Source organism: Microbacterium sp. ZW T5_56, from assembly GCF_044987425.1.
In the GTDB taxonomy this organism is placed as follows: Bacteria; Actinomycetota; Actinomycetes; order Actinomycetales; family Microbacteriaceae; genus Microbacterium.
The window spans coordinates 50,203-68,198 of the sequence record NZ_JBJDRI010000024.1; the positions used below are offsets into that span (position 1 = coordinate 50,203).

Annotated in this window: 16 protein-coding genes and 1 tRNA gene; 6 read left to right on the plus strand and 11 right to left on the minus strand. The window is 66.9% G+C overall.

Annotated elements, in window-relative coordinates:
• Positions 1–217: 217 nt before the first annotated feature.
• From ACI3KU_RS12560 to ilvD, 3 genes are all read right to left on the minus strand, one after another.
• Positions 218–988, minus strand: a complete 771-nt coding sequence (locus tag ACI3KU_RS12560; RefSeq protein ID WP_404922637.1) for an LmeA family phospholipid-binding protein — start codon at positions 986–988, stop codon at positions 218–220.
• A gap of 1 nt (position 989) precedes the next feature.
• Positions 990–2,654 carry an arginine--tRNA ligase gene (gene argS / locus ACI3KU_RS12565; RefSeq protein ID WP_404922638.1) on the minus strand — a complete coding sequence of 555 codons (1,665 nt, stop codon included), beginning with the start codon at positions 2,652–2,654 and terminating at the stop codon, positions 990–992.
• A 452-nt stretch (positions 2,655–3,106) separates the two neighbouring features.
• Positions 3,107–4,987, minus strand: coding sequence for a dihydroxy-acid dehydratase (gene ilvD, locus ACI3KU_RS12570; RefSeq protein WP_404922639.1), 1,881 nt, complete (start codon positions 4,985–4,987; stop codon positions 3,107–3,109).
• Between the two features lie 116 nt (positions 4,988–5,103).
• Between ilvD and ACI3KU_RS12575 the strand changes: the two genes are divergently transcribed.
• The gene (locus ACI3KU_RS12575; protein ID WP_404922640.1) at positions 5,104–5,925 is read left to right on the plus strand and encodes a helix-turn-helix transcriptional regulator; all 822 of its coding nucleotides are present in this window, start codon (positions 5,104–5,106) and stop codon (positions 5,923–5,925) included.
• Positions 5,926–6,256: 331 nt separating this feature from the next.
• Here ACI3KU_RS12575 and ACI3KU_RS12580 read toward each other — a convergent pair whose 3' ends face one another.
• From ACI3KU_RS12580 to ACI3KU_RS12600, 5 genes are all read right to left on the minus strand, one after another.
• The gene (locus tag ACI3KU_RS12580; protein WP_404922641.1) at positions 6,257–7,789 is read right to left on the minus strand and encodes a DUF222 domain-containing protein; all 1,533 of its coding nucleotides are present in this window, start codon (positions 7,787–7,789) and stop codon (positions 6,257–6,259) included.
• A 417-nt stretch (positions 7,790–8,206) separates the two neighbouring features.
• Positions 8,207–8,767: a histidine phosphatase family protein gene (locus ACI3KU_RS12585; protein ID WP_404922642.1), complete on the minus strand. Its 561-nt coding sequence runs from the start codon at positions 8,765–8,767 to the stop codon at positions 8,207–8,209.
• 311 nt (positions 8,768–9,078) lie between these two features.
• Positions 9,079–9,151, minus strand: a tRNA-Arg gene (locus ACI3KU_RS12590).
• Positions 9,152–9,219: 68 nt separating this feature from the next.
• Positions 9,220–9,966 carry a tRNA (guanosine(46)-N7)-methyltransferase TrmB gene (gene trmB / locus ACI3KU_RS12595; RefSeq protein WP_404922643.1) on the minus strand — a complete coding sequence of 249 codons (747 nt, stop codon included), beginning with the start codon at positions 9,964–9,966 and terminating at the stop codon, positions 9,220–9,222.
• A 31-nt stretch (positions 9,967–9,997) separates the two neighbouring features.
• Positions 9,998–10,834 (minus strand): DUF3097 domain-containing protein, encoded by an 837-nt coding sequence (locus tag ACI3KU_RS12600; protein WP_404922644.1) that lies wholly within the window; start codon positions 10,832–10,834, stop codon positions 9,998–10,000.
• Between the two features lie 230 nt (positions 10,835–11,064).
• On the opposite strand from ACI3KU_RS12600, the gene ACI3KU_RS12605 reads away from it, so the two are divergent.
• The 4 genes from ACI3KU_RS12605 (at position 11,065) to ACI3KU_RS12620 (ending at position 15,320) form a co-directional block, all read left to right on the plus strand.
• A complete protein-coding gene (locus ACI3KU_RS12605) occupies positions 11,065–13,077 on the plus strand; it encodes a TPM domain-containing protein (protein WP_404922645.1) in 2,013 nt (670 codons plus the stop codon).
• Positions 13,078–13,157: 80 nt separating this feature from the next.
• A complete protein-coding gene (locus tag ACI3KU_RS12610; RefSeq protein ID WP_404922646.1) occupies positions 13,158–13,892 on the plus strand; it encodes a PspA/IM30 family protein in 735 nt (244 codons plus the stop codon).
• Positions 13,893–14,046: 154 nt separating this feature from the next.
• Complete coding sequence (locus ACI3KU_RS12615; RefSeq protein WP_404922647.1) at positions 14,047–14,874, plus strand: arginase family protein; 828 nt, start codon at positions 14,047–14,049, stop codon at positions 14,872–14,874.
• Positions 14,871–15,320: a Fe-S oxidoreductase gene (locus ACI3KU_RS12620; RefSeq protein WP_404922648.1), complete on the plus strand. Its 450-nt coding sequence runs from the start codon at positions 14,871–14,873 to the stop codon at positions 15,318–15,320. Before ACI3KU_RS12615 ends, ACI3KU_RS12620 begins: the two co-directional genes overlap by 4 nt.
• A 20-nt stretch (positions 15,321–15,340) precedes the next feature.
• Here the strand turns inward: ACI3KU_RS12620 and ACI3KU_RS12625 are convergent, their stop codons facing one another.
• Genes ACI3KU_RS12625 through ACI3KU_RS12635 form a run of 3 tightly spaced genes read right to left on the minus strand, consistent with a single transcriptional unit; the run spans position 15,341 to position 17,059 of the window.
• Positions 15,341–15,781 (minus strand): SIP domain-containing protein, encoded by a 441-nt coding sequence (locus ACI3KU_RS12625; RefSeq protein ID WP_404922649.1) that lies wholly within the window; start codon positions 15,779–15,781, stop codon positions 15,341–15,343.
• 55 nt (positions 15,782–15,836) lie between these two features.
• On the minus strand, positions 15,837–16,598 hold the full coding sequence (locus ACI3KU_RS12630; protein ID WP_404922650.1) for a tyrosine-protein phosphatase: 762 nt from the start codon (positions 16,596–16,598) through the stop codon (positions 15,837–15,839).
• Complete coding sequence (locus ACI3KU_RS12635) at positions 16,595–17,059, minus strand: carboxymuconolactone decarboxylase family protein (RefSeq protein ID WP_404922651.1); 465 nt, start codon at positions 17,057–17,059, stop codon at positions 16,595–16,597. Before ACI3KU_RS12635 ends, ACI3KU_RS12630 begins: the two co-directional genes overlap by 4 nt.
• Positions 17,060–17,254: 195 nt before the next feature.
• Here ACI3KU_RS12635 and ACI3KU_RS12640 point away from each other — a divergent pair.
• The coding region (locus ACI3KU_RS12640) for an alpha/beta fold hydrolase (RefSeq protein ID WP_404922652.1) at positions 17,255–17,996 on the plus strand (742 nt) is incomplete at its 3' end.

The following is a 17,996-nucleotide window of genomic DNA, read 5'->3' on the forward strand; positions in this document are numbered from 1 at the left end:
TCCGCGTCGCGCGGGAGATTCCGGCGGCGTCCGTGCAAGACGACAAGCCCATGCCTGCTTCGTCCCCGGGATGCGTTTTCGGTCCGCGACCCCGGCGCACGGGTGGTCGCGGTCCCACGCCGCCCGCGGGATTCTTGTCGTCGATGCCCGTGGAAGACCACAAACGCACGCCTCCCACGTGCCCGAGATGCGTCTTCCATCTGCGACCCGGCTCCGGTCAGTCGCAGGTTCCCGTCGCCTGCAGCGCGGGATCCAGGGCGATGCGGCCGTCGAGATCGGCCGTGGCCACCAAGCCGTTCGGACCCACCGTGACCGTGGCGAGATGCACCCCGGTCGGCAGCTGACCGCGCAGGCACACCGGCCAGGGACCGATCACAGCGTTCGCCAGGTCTCCGAACCTCTCGCGCACGCCGTCCGCGGTGAGGGTGATCCCGCCGACGTCTGCACTCTCGGCTGTCAGCTGCAGGTCGCCGTCGGCAACGGCCGGTGCGAGCGTGAGCGAGATCGGAATGCGCTGGCCGAAGAAGGTCAGCGCTGTGGTTCCCGTGACCACGTGGTCGCCGAAGGTCACATCCTCGAGCGGGACCCCCGCTGTCGACACCAGAGCGAGGATCTGCTCCGCCGAGATCTCCGCGCTGATCCGCGCGGACTGCATTCCTCCGTCGAATGTCACGCCGTCGGCCGTGCCCGAGATGTCGGCTGTCAGCGTGCCGAGAGTCACGCCGTCCGATGAGGCGACGACGTGGTCCAAGCGCTGGGCGATCACCTGGGGCAGAGCCCATCCGTCGACTTCTACCTGAACCGGGTGCTCGGCGGGAAGGGACAGCGCTGTACGAAGCTTGTCCGCGACGATGCCGGGAACGAGGGCCCGGGCGATCAGCTCGGCGGCGACCAGGATCGCGACGAGCGCGACGACGACCGCCGCGAGCACCCACGGCCAGCGACGCCGCTTCGGGCGCGGGCCGGCCGTGGGTGCTTCGCTGGTCATGTCACATCCGTTCGGGAGCGCTGACCCCGAGCAGGTCGAGTCCGTTGCGCAGCACCTGGCCGGTCGCATCGTTCAACCAGCGGCGGCTGTGGTGCACGGGCTCGACAGTCGCGTCACCGAGGGGCACAATGCGGCAGTTGTCGTACCAGCGGTGGTACAGGCCGGCGATCTCTTCGAGGTAGCGCGCGACGCGGTGGGGTTCGCGAACCTCGGCCGCGAAGGCGACCAGGCGCGGGAACTCCTGCAGGGCACCGAGCAGCGCGGATTCCGTCTCGTGCGTCAGCGTCTCGGGCGCGAACACGGAGCGATCGACGCCGGAGTCGTCGGCGTTCTTGGCCGCGTTGAAGGTACGGGCATGGGCATACTGCACGTAGAACACCGGGTTGTCGTTGGTGCGCTTGCGCAGGATCTCAGGATCCAGATCCAGCGGTGAGTCGGCCGGAGAGCGCTCGAGCGAGTACCGCAGCGCATCGGTGCCGATCCAGTTGAGCAGATCGTCCATCTCGATGATGTTGCCCGCGCGCTTCGACAGGCGCGCGCCGTTGATCGAGACGATCTGCCCGATCAGCACCTCGATGTTGTAATCCGGGTCCTCGCCCGCAGCCCCCGCGACAGCCTTGAGGCGGTTCACGTAGCCGTGGTGGTCGGCACCGAGGAGGTAGATCTTCGTCTCGAAGCCGCGGTCCGTCTTGTTCAGGTAGTACGCGGCGTCCGCGGCGAAGTAGGTGTACTCGCCGTTGGAGCGACGGATCACGCGGTTCTTGTCGTCGGTGAATGCGGTGGTGCGCACCCAGACCGCACCGTCCTCGTCGAACACGTGCCCCTGCTCCCGCAGGCGGTCGACGGAGCGGTCGACGTCGCTGAGGCCGGAGGCATCCTTCTCATGCAGCGTGCGCTCGCTGAACCAGACGTCGAACGGCACGTTGAAGCGGTCCAGCGAGCTTTTGATCTCGGCGAGCTGCAGGCGATAGGCGATCTCCAGCGCCACCGACTGTCGTTCCTCGACAGGAAGATTGAGCAGGTCGGGGCGCTCCAGGAGCACCGCCTGGGCGAGCGTGGTGATGTACTCGCCCGGGTAGCCGTCCTCCGGAGTGGGCTCACCCTGCGCCGCGGCGAGCACGGACCGGCCGAAGCGATCCATCTGCGCACCCGCGTCGTTGATGTAGTACTCGCGCACGGCGGTCGCGCCACTGGCGATCATCAGGCGCACGATGGAGTCGCCGAGCGCCGCCCAGCGGGTGTGCGCGATGTGCAGCGGACCGGTCGGATTAGCCGACACGAACTCGACGTTGACGCTGCGTCCGGCCATCGTCTCGTTCGTGCCGTACTTCTCGGCGGCGTCGACGATTGTGCGTGCCAGCTCACCCGCAGCACCAGCTTCGAGGCGGATGTTGATGAATCCGGGTCCGGCGATCTCGACGGAGTCCACGCCCTCGATCGACGATGCGGCCTCGGCGATCAGCTGCGCCAGCTCGCGCGGGTTGGTGCCGACCTTCTTCGCCAGCTTCATCGCGATGTTGGTGGCCCAGTCGCCGTGGTCGCGGTTCTTCGGGCGCTCCAGCGTGATGTCGGCTACGCTCACGCCGAGGTCCTCGCCGGGTCGTCGCTCCGCGAGGATGGGGGCGACGACGTCGAACAGGGCTGAGGCGAGCGAATCGGGATTCATGATCCCCCTATTCTATGCGGGCCCCTGCTTCGCCTCCTGTCCAGTGAACACGGGCCCGCGCGGGCTTTCCGGTCGTCGCCAACGGAGGGGTGTCAGCGCGAAAGATACCCCTACCCCGCGCGAGAACCTCAGCGGGTCCACGTCGACAAGTCAACGCGCGAGAAACCTCCAACGGCCACGTACCGAACAGTAGTGGCGCCGGAGGCTCCGCAGAATCTACACCGACACGTCAGCGCGTGGGAGCCCTCGCAGCACCTACACCCACACGTCAGCGCGCGGACCTCGGCGGACGCCACGCCAACACCACGAGTCCGTGGGAGCCTCCGCGGGAGTGCTCGTGGGCTCACGCTGGCAACGAAAATGAGTCCGCCGCGTGTCCGAGAACGGACACACTGTCGCTCGCAATGTCGAACGCACCCGCGGAATTCGCGGGCGCGTTCGACGGGAGTGGATCAGGCAGGCTGCGGCGCGGTCATCCGGTAGAGGGCGTCGACGTCGCGGACGGCGCCCTTGTCGGCCGACGTCGCCATGGCGGCGTAGGCGCGGAGTGCCGCGGACACCTGACGCTCGCGGTTCTGCGGGTGGTAGCCGCCGTTCTCCTCGAGCTTCTCGCGACGCGCATCCAGTTCGGCATCGTCCACGAGCACGCGGATCGAGCGGTTGGGGATGTCGATGTGGATCAGGTCGCCGTCCTGGATCAGCGCGATCTCGCCGCCCGAGGCAGCCTCGGGTGAGATGTGTCCGATCGAGAGGCCCGAGGTGCCGCCGGAGAAGCGGCCGTCGGTGATGAGGGCACACTTCTTACCGAGGCCGCGTCCCTTCAGGAACGACGTCGGGTACAGCATCTCCTGCATGCCCGGACCGCCCCGGGGACCCTCGTAGCGGATGACGACCACGTCGCCCTCCTTGACGGTCTTGTCGAGGATCTTCTGCACCGCTTCCTCCTGGGATTCGCAGACCACTGCGGGGCCTTCGAACACCCAGATCGACTCGTCCACGCCGGCCGTCTTGACGACCGAGCCGTGGCGGGCGATGTTGCCGTGCAGCACGGCGAGTCCGCCGTCCTTCGAGTAGGCGTGTTCAACGGAGCGGATGCAGCCCTCGGCAGCGTCGGTGTCGAGCGACGTCCACTCGTTGGACTGCGAGAAGGCCGTCGAGGAGCGCTGTCCACCGGGTGCGGCGTGCCACAGGGCCTTGGCCTCGTCGGTGGCCTTTCCGCCGCGGATGTCCCAGTCGTCCATCCACTGCTGCAGCGAGTCGGAGTGCACCGTCTTGACGTCGGTGTGCAGCAGCCCACCGCGGTGGAGCTCCGCGAGCAGAGCGGGGATGCCACCGGCGCGGTGGACGTCCTCCATGTAGTACATCTTCCCGTAGGCCGGGTTCGGCGCGACCTTGGCGAGGCAGGGCACCTGGCGGGAGCGAGCGTCGATGTCGTGCAGGTCGTAGTCGACGCCGGCCTCGCGGGCGGCGGCCAGCAAGTGGAGGATCGTGTTGGTGGAGCCGCCCATGGCGACGTCGAGCGCCATTGCGTTGTCGAACGCCTCGTGGGTCGCGATCGAGCGAGGCAGGACCGACTCGTCGTCCTTCTCGTAGTAGCGCTGGGCGAGGTCGACGACCGTCGCGCCGGCCTTCTCATACAGCGCGCGGCGCGCGGTGTGCGTGGCGAGGACGGATCCGTTGCCGGGAAGTGACAGGCCGATCGCCTCGGTGAGGCAGTTCATCGAGTTGGCCGTGAACATGCCGGAGCACGAGCCGCAGGTGGGGCAGGCGTTCTCTTCGATGAGGCTGATGTCGGCGTCGGAGATGGACTCATCCACGGCGTCGGAGATCGCGTTGACCAGATCGAGCGAGCGCACGGAGCCGTCGGTGAGGGTGACGCGGCCTGCCTCCATGGGTCCGCCGGAGACGAACACGGTGGGGATGTTGAGGCGCAGCGCGGCCATCAGCATGCCGGGCGTGATCTTGTCGCAGTTCGAGATGCACACCAGGGCGTCGGCACAGTGTGCGTTGACCATGTACTCCACCGAGTCGGCGATCAGGTCGCGCGACGGGAGGGAGTAGAGCATGCCACCGTGGCCCATCGCGATACCGTCATCGACGGCGATCGTGTTGAACTCGCGCGCGACAGCCCCGGCATCGTGAATCGCCTGCGAGACGATGCGTCCGACGGGCTGGAGGTGCGTGTGCCCGGGGACGAACTCGGTGAAGGAGTTCGCGACGGCGATGATCGGCTTGCCGATGTCCGAATCGGCAACGCCGGAAGCGCGCATCAGTGCGCGGGCACCGGCCATATTGCGGCCATGGGTCACGGTACGAGATCGAAGCATCGGCATGGATCCAGTATGGACGTGACCTCGGTCATCGTCGGTACTGCAGCCGGACGGCGCTGATACTAGTAGTGGGACTGCTAGGTTCCGATTCCATGACGGCCCGTGAAGAGGAGGCACTCATGACCGCGGTGGATGATTCGCGGCGTGAACTGGGCGAGTTTCTGCGTCGGCGACGCACGGGGGTGAACCGCGCCGAGTACGACCTTCCCCCGGTCGGACGCGCGCGGACCACCGGGTTGCGTCGGGAGGAGATCGCCTTCCTGTCTGGCGTGTCGGTCACGTGGTACACCTGGCTCGAACAGGGTCGAGACATCAATCCGTCGCGACAGGTGATCGATGCGATTGCGATCAACCTCCGGCTGACCCACGCCGAACACGACTATCTGCTCGGACTCGCGGGATTCACGCCGTCGCCCCGTCCGGAACCGCTCGCGCCGGACCCCGTGCCCGCGCACGTTCAGCACCTGCTCGATGCGCTCGATCCCGCGCCCGCCTTCGCCGTGACCCCGCACTGGGACATCGCCGCCTGGAATCCGGCGTACGAGCATCTCTTCCCCGGCGTCGTGACGGCGCCAGCTGAGGAACGCAATCTGCTGGTGTTCGTCTTCACCGATCCATATGTCCGAGCGATGCTCCCCGATTGGGACACCACGTCGCGACAGTTCTTGGCGGAGTATCGGGCCGAGGCCGGCGGTCGTATCGGCGGGCCGGACCATGTGCGGCTCGTGGGCTTCCTGCGTGGCGCGAGTCCGGACTTCGCGACGGCCTGGGACGAGCACGAGATCGACCGCTTCGCCTCCCGCCGGCGCGCATTCGTTCACCCGGTCGATGGCGAGCGGGTGTTCGAGCAGGTGAAGATCACACCGCAGGACGCTCCCGACCTCACGATCGTGGCGTACCTCCCCGACCCGGTCCTTCTGGCTTCACTGGCGGACTCGTAGTCGGCCAGACGGGCTTCGTGTGCGGTTGAGCCTCGTTCCCGACGGCTGAGGCGCGTTCTCAGTGGTCGGGTCTCGTGCCGGACGATCGAGGCGCGTTCCGGATGGTCGGGCCTTGTTCCGATGATCGGGCTTTGCTCCGGACAGTCGAGGCGTATCCCGACCGTCAAGCACATTCCCGACCGTTAAGCACATTCCCGACCGTCAAGGCACGTTCCGACGGTTGAGACCCGTGCCAGACGGTTGCGCCACGTGGTGCCCGACGGTTGCGCCGCATTTCGGATAGTCCAGACGCGTTCTGAACTGTCTAGGAGACACAGGCTCCGCGTTCCAGTCACCACGGTGGTGCGTCGTCAGTGTTCCCGCTGTGGTCGCATGTCGGATTGATACTGCCGTCGTGTTCAGGGGTGGGTGTGAAGGTGACGGTGTGGGGCGGTGGTGGGTTCTCGGTGTGGGTGTAGCCGGCGGGGGTGTGGAAGATGACGGTGCCGTCATTGTCGGGGTGGGGTGTGAGCTTCCAGTCGGCGCTGGTCTTCAACGTGTGATGCCGGCGACAGAGTGGGGCGAGGTTGCTGATGTCGGTCTTTCCTCCGTTGGCCCAGTCGTGGTTGTGGTCGATGTCGGTGTAGCGGATCGGGACGCGGCATCCGGGGTGTCGGCAGTGTTGGTCTCGGTGGGTGAGGAAGCGTTTGATGTCGGCTGTGGGTCGGTATCGGTCGGTGGCGAGGATGGCGCCGGTGATGGGGTGGGTGAGGATTCGGTCTAGCCCGGGCTGACCGCCGGCCAGGACGCGGGCGGTGTCTGCGTCGATGGGGGTGATGCCGTCCAGTTCGGTGCCGGTGTCGTCTTGTCCGAGGAGGGTGAGGACGGGGATGGTGACGGCGATGGTGGCGTGGATGGATCCGATGGCGGTGTCGACGCTGTCAGGGGTGGCGGTGAGGAGCAGGTCGGCGAGGAGGTCGGCGCGGATCTGATCCACCGTCCGCACATCGTGAAACCCAGCAGCGTCAGCGTCAGCGTTCGCGCCGGTATCGACGACGGCGCCGGCGTCTATGGAGATCCAGACATCTCCGCCGGAGCCCACACGAGCACCCGAGCCAAAGCCGCCGCCCCCGCCCGTACCCTTGCTTCTGGCTGCCCGATTGCTGGCGCGGAGGGCGTGGGCCATCTGATCCAACCGGTCCTTCACTCCGTGCGCGAGCACGGATGGGAGGAGGGCGTGCAGGGTGGCCATGCCGTCCTGGTCGTCGGTGACCCAGACGGTGCGGGCGCGGCTGGCCTCGCGATGGCGTTCCGTGATGCTGATGTCGCGTACCTCTTCCGCGATGCGGCGCAGCATGCGCCGCAACCGGTTCGGGGACTCCGCCCGCGCCAGCTCCAGAGCACGCTCAACGTAGGCGTCCCTTGCGGGCCCAGCCTCCACGGGGAGCCCGTGCTCGAGCACCGCATCAACGTGCGCCGACGTGACCTCACCCGACGACAACGCGGCATGCACGGTCGGGAAGTCGTGGACGAGCTGATAGGCGTCAGACATGCGTTGTTGGATCGTGCGGTCACTGACCCGGATCGCGGCACCCACCTCCGCCGCGAGAGACCGCAACTCCAGATCCGCATCAGACGAGCGACCGGACGCGCCCGAGAGCTCGATGAGATCCGCGAACAACACCGCTTCCAACGCATCCGACGCCGCTCGTGAACGCGTCAACGCGACAATCGCCTCCACATACGCCCGCACCACCCCAGCATCCGGGGCACTCCCCGTCGCCCGACCACGCCGAGCAGCGATACGCGGCGAGCCGACACCAGCATCAGCGACGACGTCGGGTCCACTGTGAGGCAGAGTATGCTCACCGGGATTCACCGTCATGCGTTCTAATATCATAGACCAAGACTGACAGAGCTATAGAACACAGATACGACAAAGCGGCGATCTGTGGATAACATCCCAATCGACGAATCAACGATCGTTCCAGGTGCCAGCCGCGGGATGCCCAGGCCGCGGAGCCTCGGGTCATATCGCACCTGTCCCTACACAGCCGACACTCGCCCGTGTGCGATCGGCGCCTCCCAATCGGCGACGTAGCCCGGCACACGGCTTTCGCCAACGGCGTCAGGCGTATCGCGGCATCCACCTGACGTCCTGCGCGACGGACACGACCCACTCGCAGCGTCAGGCACCGTGCGGCGTCCCGCTTGGCAACCAACGACATCCGCACGAAACCCCCACCGGACCGCCCGGTGCAGGACGAAAACCGGTCCCGAGGCCGACAGCGTCGGAGCTAAGTCAGACCAGGTTGAGCCCCGCGGTCACGCGCCATGACCCTGACCTGCCGAGGAAGCGCACCGAGTGCGCGTTATCGGGCTTGATGGTGGCCGCCCCCACCACGGCGTCCGTGAAGGCGCGGATGAGGGTGCCGTGGGTTGCCAGCACGAGATTCTCGCCCGGGTATCGCTGCGCGACCGCATCAACCGCCCGAACGGCACGCACCGTCAGGTGCTCGTACGACTCCTCGCCCGGCCAATCCTGCCCCCAGCGCGCGGTCGCCTCTTCGCGTGTGAGCCCTTCCGCCCCGCCGTAATCGCGCTCGACCAGCGCGTCATCGATGTCGATGTCCAGGACACCGCACTCCTCCGCAACGATCCTCGCGGTCTCCACGGCCCGCGCCAGAGGGGACGTCACAATGCGATCCCACCGAACATCGGACAGCAGATGCGCCGCTTCCCGAGCCTGCGCTCGACCCGTGTCATTGAGCGGGATATCGCTCGACCCTTGAAGCAGATCGTGCAGATTCCAGTCGGTCTGCCCATGGCGGAGAAGGGCAAGTCGGGTCGCGTTGAGTTCCATCGCGACCATTCTCCCCCGGGACCGATGCGAACACACGCCCCCGTGCGCACGTGAACCCGGGTGACGCTTGTCACTGTTTTCCTGGCCCGAGAGTTTGTCGCCGGTCGCGCGTCGACGATCGACACCATCGCGGTGAGGCCCCCGAGGACCGCAGACATCGCCGGGTACAGATCGACCCCCGGCGCATCTCATGACCTGAGTCAGGTTGTCCGGCACCACCGCGCCAGGGCTCAGCCCACTGAACCCTCGCCACGAGGACGACAAAAAGACCCCGAAATCCTGACAAAATCAAGTACTTCGGGGTCTCGTTGTGCCCCTGACAGGAGTCGAACCTGCGACCTACGGTACCGGAAACCGGCGCTCTATCCACTGAGCTACAGAGGCGTACCGCACGAGCCTATCACCGAGGCAGGATGCCTCCCGACGCCGGCGAACCCCGGGCGCGGCGCAACTCAGGCGCGGGATCGGCGCCGGTAGGTGAGGTCTCGGATGTCTCGTCCAGCGCGCTGTCCCTTGCGCTCGAAGGCGGTGAGCACCCGCCCGGCGAACCGCTCGGCCCAGTCCCCCTCAAACGCCCGCTCGAACTGATCCGAGGCATCCAGGACCTCGCGCATCTGCAGCGCGTACTCTTCCCAATCGGTCGCCATACGCAGCAGCCCACCATCGCGAAGGGACTCGGCGATCACCGGGGTGAACTCAGGCTGAATCAGCCGCCGCTTGTTGTGGCGAACCTTGTGCCACGGGTCGGGGAAGAACACCCAGACCTCCGTGACGCTTGCCGGCGGGAGGAGCTTCGTGAGGACCTCGGGCGCATTCGCCTCCGCGAGTCGGAGGTTGGTGACGCCCGCCTTGTCGGCATCGAGCATGGTGCGAGCCAAGCCCGCCCGGAACACTTCGACGGCCAGGAAATCAGCGTCCGGATTCTGCTGGGCAGCGTGCACGATCGCGTGCCCCTGACCGGATCCGATCTCCACCGTCAGCGGCGCATCACGGCCATATGCCGCTGAAGGAATGAACTGCACGTCGGGGTGCACCGACATTGACGAGACATCGCGAGGAATGTCGAGGAGGTAGGCGCCAGCGAGGTCTGCGTAGGCGCGCTCCTGCGCGTCGGACATGCGTCCGGAACGGCGCACGTATGACACGGTCTTCTTGCGGAACGGGACTTCTGGGCTCTCGGGTGCGCCGGACTCACTCACCCATCAAGGGTACGACGCCAGAGACGGGCGCTCACTCCGTGACGAAGTCGATCAATTCCTCGACGCGACCGATGAGCGCAGGCTCCAGATCGCGGAAAGTCGTCACCCGGGACAGGATCCGCTGCCACGCGCGGGCGATATCGGCCTGATCCTCGTGCGGCCAGCGGAACGCCTGGCAGATGCCCGCCTTCCACTCGACACCTCGAGGAATCACCGGCCACGCCTTGATTCCCATCGCCTGGGGCGTCACTGCCTGCCAGACGTCGATGTACGGGTGACCGACGATCTTCATGTGCTTCCCGTGCGGACCGCGCAGGAGCTTCTCGACAATCCGCGTCTCCTTGGAACCGGGCACCAGGTGATCCACAAGCACGCCGTATCGACGCTCGGCCGTCGGCGGCTCGGTCTCCAGGAGTTCGGCGAGATTGTCGACGCCCTGCAGGTACTCCACGACGACGCCCTCGATGCGCAGATCCGCACCCCACACCTTCTCGACGAGTTCCGCATCGTGGCGACCCTCCACCAGGATCCGGCTCGGGCGTGCGGTGCGAGCACGCGCGTCCGCGACGGCGAAGGATCCCGATGCGGTACGCGTCTTGCCCGTGGTCTGCGCCTTCGGCGCCGGCGGAACCAGCTCAACGATCTCGCCGTCGAGCAGGAAGCCATGTCCGAGCGGGAACAGGCGTTTGCGCCCCTTCCAGTCCTCCAGCTCGACCTCGGCATGCGTCGACTTCGTGATCGCTCCGCAGAACCCGTCGGCGGCGACCTCGATCACGAGGTCCAACTCCGCAGGAACCTTCTTGACGAGTTTGCGACCCACGTCCCGCCACCCCGGCGCAAGCACGTCCGCGCCGTACCGATCATCCATCCTGACCTCCCGAAGCTTCCAGCCTAAGGCGGACGACGCCACACGATCCGGCCCGACGCGCGCGTACGTTCGTCCCTCCCCAGGTGTGATTTCGCTGTGGGCGTTGCCTCACCTGGGAAGTCGGTGATGACCTCGCTGTCCGACATGAATAGAGTTATCGCAGAACCGGAACCTCGAGCTCAACAGGGGGTGGCATGCGGGGTCTGAGACGAGTACTGACGCTCGGTGCGGTGGCTGGAGTGCTGCTGGCCGGACTCGGCATGGGAGCCGCGTATGCGACTGATCCGGGTCCGCTGACCGGGAGCGGGCACATCACCGACTCAAGCGATGTCCTTTCGCCCAGCCAGGAAAAGACGCTGAATGAGCAGCTGGCGAAGCTCAGCGCTGACAGCGGTGCCGAACTCTTCGTCGTGTTCATCGACTCGTACACGAACCCGACTGGGGACGTCGAGTGGACCGAGCGGACTCGCAACGGCAACAACTTCAGCGATCGCCAGTATCTGATCTCCATCGCCACTGTCGGCCGTGCCTTCGCGATTGCGGGTCCGGAGTCGGGCGGCCCGCTCAGCGCGTCCCAGCAGATCGAGGTGACGGACGCGATGCTGCCCGCCTTGGGCGACAGCGAGTGGGGGGCCGCCGTATCGGACGGAGCGGCGAAGATCCAGGACATCCTGGTGGACGGTCCGAAGCGAGCCGCGACCGGATGGATGCTGTTCGGTGTCGTCGTCGTGATCGCCGTACTGGCGACCATTGTGATCCTCCTGGTCCGACGCGCTCGCAAGGCCGCCGCCGAGCGAGCGAAACGGCAGGCCCAGATCGAGCAGCTGTCGCAGGACGCGGGCATCGCGCTCGTGCGCACCGACGACGTGGTGAAGGCCAGCGAGCAGGAGATGGACTACGCACGAGCGCAGTTCGGCGATGACGCGATCGGCGAGTTCACCACTGCGCTCCAAGCGGCATCGAAGAACCTGGATGAGGCTTTCGGCCTCAAGCAGAAGCTCGACGACGAGATCCCCGACGCCGATCAGCAGAAGATCGAGTGGAACCAGCGGATCATTCAACTGTGCTCCGAGACCACCACGGACCTGGAGAGCAAGAAGGCCGACTTCGATCAGCTTCGCAAACTGGAGCAGAACGCGCCGGCAGCTCTGGAGAATGTCCGGCGCCTTCGCGCCACAGCAGCCGCAGAGATCGAACGAGCCGACCAGATTCTCGCGGGACTGGCACAGACCTATGCGGCCAGCGCGATCACTGCGGTGACGGACAACACGACGCAGGCTCGTTCCCGGATCACGTTCACCGATCAGCAGATCGCCGCGGCCGAGTCCGCGATCGCCGCCGGCCAGACCGGGGACGCCGCGATATCGATCCGCGCCGCCGAGGGCGCGATTCAGCAGGCGACGCAGCTGGAGGACGCCGTCGAAGCCCTGGCCAAGAATCTGACAGCCGCGGAACAGCGCGGCGGCGAGCTGGTGCGTGAGATCCAGAACGATATCCAGGCGGCGCAGGGACTACCGGATTCCTCCGGAGCGATCGCGCAGACCGCGGCCACTGCGGCACAGCAGCTGCGCCAAGCGCAATCGCTGCTCGGCAACGCGGCCCGCGACCCGCTGGAAGCGCTCCGAATGTTGGATGCTGCCAACACCGCTATCGACGCTGTCATTGCCCGGGGCCGTGACGAAGCGGCGAAGATCCAGCGCGCCCAGTCGATGCTCGGCAGCGCACTGCAGCGGGCCGACACCCAGATCGCCTCGGCGGAGAGCTTCATCCTGAACCGACGAGGTGCGATCAGCAGCACGGCGCGCACGCGCCTGTCGCAGGCGCAGCAGAACGCCAACCAGGCCCGCGCACTCGCGAGCACCGATCCCGTGCAGGCGCTCAGCCTCGCGCAGTCCGCCGACCGTCTCGCCTCGGAAGCGCTGCGACTCGCCCAGAATGACATGGGCATGTGGGGCGGTGGAGGCGGAGGCGGAAACGACGACAGCCTCGGCGCTCTGCTGGGTGGCATCCTCATCGGAAATTCGATGAACAACAACCGTCGTGGAGGCGGATGGGGTGGCGGAAGCGGCGGCATCTTCGGTGGTGGTGGCGGAAGCAGCAGCAGCGGTCACAGCGGCGGCTTCTTCGGCGGCGGCGGAAGCAGCGGAGGCGGGTTTTCCGTCGGCGGCTTCGGCGGCGGAGGAGGAGGCGGCGGCTTCGGTGGAGGCGGCGGCTCGTCAGGACACAGTGGAGGCCGCTTCTGACCTCGTGAACCCGACACCCTGAACTCATACCCGGGCCGCCGGCCCGCAACAGCACGAACCTTCCAAGGAAAGGAAACCCGATGGCAAAGCAGTCCATCTTTGGTCGCATCTCCACCCTCATCCGGGCGAACGTCAACGCGATGATCGACTCGGCCGAGGACCCGCAGAAGATGATCGACCAGCTCGTTCGCGACTACAGCAATAACATCGCTGACGCAGAGTCGGCAATCGCCGAGACGATCGGCAACCTGCGCATGCTCGAGCGCGACCACGCCGAGGATGTCCAGGCCGCCAACGAGTGGGGCCAGAAGGCTCTCGCCGCCAGCCGTAAGGCAGACGAGTTCCGCACAGCGGGCAACGCCGCCGACGCCGACAAGTTCGACAACCTCGCCAAGGTCGCTCTGCAGCGTCAGATCTCGGCCGAGGGCGAGGCTCGCCAGGCCGAGCCGACCATCGCCTCGCAGAACGAGGTCGTGGACAAGCTCAAGAGCGGTCTGACCGGGATGAAGACCAAGCTCGAGGAGCTGAAGAACAAGCGCAGTGAACTGGTCGCCCGCGCCAAGACCGCCGAGGCACAGAACCGCGTCCACGACGCTGTGAAGTCCATCGACGTCATGGACCCGACCAGCGACCTGAGCCGCTTCGAGGACAAGGTCCGCCGCCAGGAGGCCCTGGCACAGGGCAAGGCCGAGATCGCCGCATCGTCGCTGGACGCGCAGTTCAACAGCCTCGACGACATGGGCGAGCTGACTGAGGTCGAGGCTCGCCTCGCCGCCCTCAAGGCCGGCCAGCCGCCGCAGGCCATCGAGCAGTAATCAGCCGCACCACAGCAGCGGGTGTCGGTCTTCGGACCGGCACCCGCTGTCGTCATGATGGAGTGATTTCTGGTTCGTGGGATTCTCGGGCTTGCGTCTGCGCTGACGGCGAAGCGCGGGGACAGCGAAGCGAAGCGGTGGGAAGATTGTCCCCATGACTCGCTTCCTGATCGTGCCGCAGTGGCAGGGCTCGCCGTCTGCCCGCGCCATGTCCCTCGCCGATGGTGCCGAGGCCATCGCCGGAGACCTGCCGCATAGCGCGGTCCTCGCCGTGTCTGTTCCGCTGGAGGCAGGCGAGCCCATCGAGACCGACGTGCTGCGCGCCAGTTCTCTGCTGCGCGTCCAGGCGGCGATCGTCGAGACACTCGGCAAGGTGGCGCCGGACGAGCACACGATCCTCGTCGGCGGCGACTGCAGCATCTCGGTGCCGGCCATCGCGCATCACGCCGAGCACCACGCCCGAACGACTGGCGAGACCCTCGCGGTTGTGTGGTTCGACGCACACGGCGACCTGAACACACCGTGGTCGAGCCCCTCCGGGTCCTTCGCCGGGATGGCACTGCGGACGGTTCTCGGCGAAGGCGCCGAACCGCTCACGCGTGGCGCGGTCGCACCCGAGCACACCATGCTCGTCGGTGCGCGCTCACTCGATGACGCCGAGGTGGACTTCATCTCCGCCTCCGGCATCGGAACCCACGCGGGCGACGACGCCGCCGAGCTCGCCGAGGCGATCACGGCGACCGGAGCGACGCGGGTCTACCTTCACATCGACCTCGATGTCCTCGACCCCGCAGAGATCACCGGAGTAGGCGACGCTGTCCCGTTCGGCCTCACGCGCGTGCAGCTGGTCGAGGCGATCCGCGCTATTCGCGAGCGGCTTCCCCTTGCTGGGGCCACGATCGCGGGCTTCTCCCCTGCCTCCCCGCTCGCCGCGGTCGAAGACCTGGGAACGATTCTGCGCATCGTCGGCGCCCTCGCATGACTCGCCGCATTCCGGAAGACTGGGAGGCGCGTGCCGAGCGCATCGTTCGCCGTGGTGAACGATGGGATCGGCTCATCCCGAAGGTGCTGTTGGACTCGCCCGTCAGCCGCGTGGGATTCTGGTGGGGCTGCGCCGTGGGCTGGGTCTGGGGCGGGCTGTGGAGCCGGGGACGAGTGGAGCGTCGCAACGGTCTCTGGGTCTTCCGCGGAATGCCGAACTGGACTCATGCCCGCGGCGGTGTGTGCGTGGGCAACTGCTTCCTCACGGGCGAGGCGAACCCGAGTGACGCAGTGCTGCGCCATGAAGCCGTCCACGCGCTGCAGTGGCGTCGCTACGGCTTCCTGATGCCGTTCCTGTACGCGCTGTCGGGACGCAATCCGCTGCGCAATCGCTTCGAGATCGAAGCCGGCCTGGTCGACGGGAACTACGTCCCGCGCGCGATGTGACCCGCAGCAGCCGGGGCGTGTCAGTTGGTGAGCGCGAAGACGCGCGAGGCAGGCACCTCAAGTGAGCCGGTCAGGTGCGATGCGATGTCGGAGGCCGCCAGCGGATCCCCCAGCAGGAAGACGCGCGTGGTGTCGTCGTCGTGCTCATACAGCATCTCGTCGGCCCAAGCCGTCACCGCCCGGGTCAGGGCGTGACCAACGCCACACTCGCTGCCAGCGGGCCCGGTGCGACGCGAGCGATCGAGCCAGGTGACCGTCATGCGCGATGGCGCCTGCAGCTCGGAGATCCACGATGCGTCGGGCACCTCGACGAACACGCGCCCGGTTGCACACAGCGGCAGGGTGGCGATCAGCGCCTCAAGCTCGGCGAAACTCGTCTCGTCGGCGGCGATGAGGTGCGGAGCCTTCGGGTTGCGTGCGGCGCGACGAGCGGAGACGGGGCGGGACGGGCGTGCGGTCATGATGCGTCCATCATAACGCGAGGATAGGCATGCCTTACCTCATCCGTGGAATTTCTCAGCGTGCAACGAGCACGTCGGCGAGGCCGGCGATCTCATCGTCAGTCATGCCATGCGCGCGCAGGTAGTCCGCGGGCGATCCGTACTGCGCATCGAGACTGTCCAGCAGTCCGTGCATCACGCGGGCGGGCGAGCGCGTGGTGAGCTCTTCCAGATGAACCATGTCCGGATACATCCGACCGAGGAACGACAGCACCTGCCGGTTTCGCTCCTCGGGGAGCAGCACCTCGGTGCGTGCGTAGTCCGCCACGATGGCATCACGATCGACACCCGCGGCCGACAGTGCCAGCGCAACGGTCACTCCGGTGCGGTCCTTGCCCACCGTGCAGTGAACCAGCACCGGCTGCACCTCCAGCACCGTGCGCACGGCATCCACAACGCGCGTTGCGGCATCCTCGGTCATCGCGCGGTACATGTCATCGAGGCTCTGATCCTCGGCGAAGAACGATGCGACCGACCCGAGAAACACGGGCATGCGCAGAACGGGGACCTCACCGGCGCGGGAGGGATCGCGTTGCACTTCCTCGTCGTCGCGGAGATCGACGATCGCACGCAGGCCCAGAGCGGCGAACGCGGCCTGATCGACGAGCTGGGCCAGATTGCCGGAGCGGAACAGCACTCCCGACCGCGTCACGCCGGCCCCGGCACGAAGGCCGCCGACATCACGGAAGTTGAGCACCCCGCGAATCAGCGAGTCACCGGGCGCGTCGAGGTCGGCCCCGCGCATATCGTCAGCCGCGGCAGCGGCAGGAATGCTCACTGCGCGCGCGGCGGCACGGGGTACCGTCCGGCCACCGCGACGCGGTTGAACGCGTTGATCGAGACGCACGCCCAGCTCAGCGCGGCGTACTCCTTCTCCGTCAGCACGGAGCCCACGCTGTCGTACACCTCATCGGACACACCGCCGTCGCCGATGTTCACGTACGCCTCAGCCAGCTCCAGCCCGGCTCGTTCGCGATCGGTGAAGACACCGGATTCACGCCACGCACCGATCTGCATCATCTCGTCGGTCGTGAGACCGGCGGCAACCGCGCGGTCCGTGTGCACGCGCACACAGTACGCGCAGCCGTTCAGCTGCGAGGAGCGCAGCATCACGATCTCCTTGAGCCGGTCATCGACGCCGTTGGCCGTGCAGATCCGAGCGACCGTGTCCGAGAACGCCGCGAGAGCCTTGTACGCCTCGGGTTCGGTCCGGGACAGATGCACGCGATTCTCAGCCATGTATCCATGCTAGGTCGTCGCCGTCTCGGGATGGCGGAAATGCAGAGTGACAAGCTATTGCAGTATTTACATCTCAATATGCCAGTCTGTCGACTCGATTGATGCAGCATAATGTCACTGAGTTTCGCCGATGCGGCACAGACGGTCCAGAATGGGCCTGCGCCAACCCGCGCCTCCCTGGACCGAAGGATCCCCGTGATCATCGACGCGAACCAAGACTCACCCACCGGCACCGACGAGTTTGCCTACCTCCCCGGGCAGGTCGACACTCTGAACTCCCGCGATGACCGTTCCCCCATCACCGTGCCCGCCGTCACGCGAGTATCGGTGGACGGCGCAGCGGGATCGATCAGCGCGCTGCGCTTCGGGACGGATGCACCGGTCGTCGTGCTGCTCCATGGCGCCGGTCTCAACGCGCACACCTGGGACACCACGCTCCTCGCCCTCGGCCTCCCGGCCGTCGCGATCGACCTGCCGGGCCACGGCGACTCCGCCTGGCGAAGCGACGCGGACTACTCCCCCGCCAGTATGGGCCCGGCCGTCGCAGACGCCATCGTCTCCTTCATCACGGCGCCGATCGTTCTTGTGGGACATTCCCTCGGTGGAATGACAGCGGCATGGATCGCGGCGCACCGACCGGAACTCGTGAGCTCTCTCGTGTTGGTCGATATCACTCCCGGCATCGAGGGCGGCCCCGGCCCCGGGCAGCTGCGCGCGTTCTATGAGAAGGCCGAGTTCCCCTCCCGCGACGCCGTCGTCGATTGGGCGCAGTCTTTCGGCATGGGAGGTTCGCGCGCGGACACCGAGCGCGGCGTCTTCTTCAACACCCGCGTCCGGGAGGACGGCACCGTGGTCTGGAAGCATCACTTCGCAGAGCTCGCGCGCCTCATCCTCCCCGCCACGGATGACGACAGCGCCCCCGCCTCAGACAGTGCCC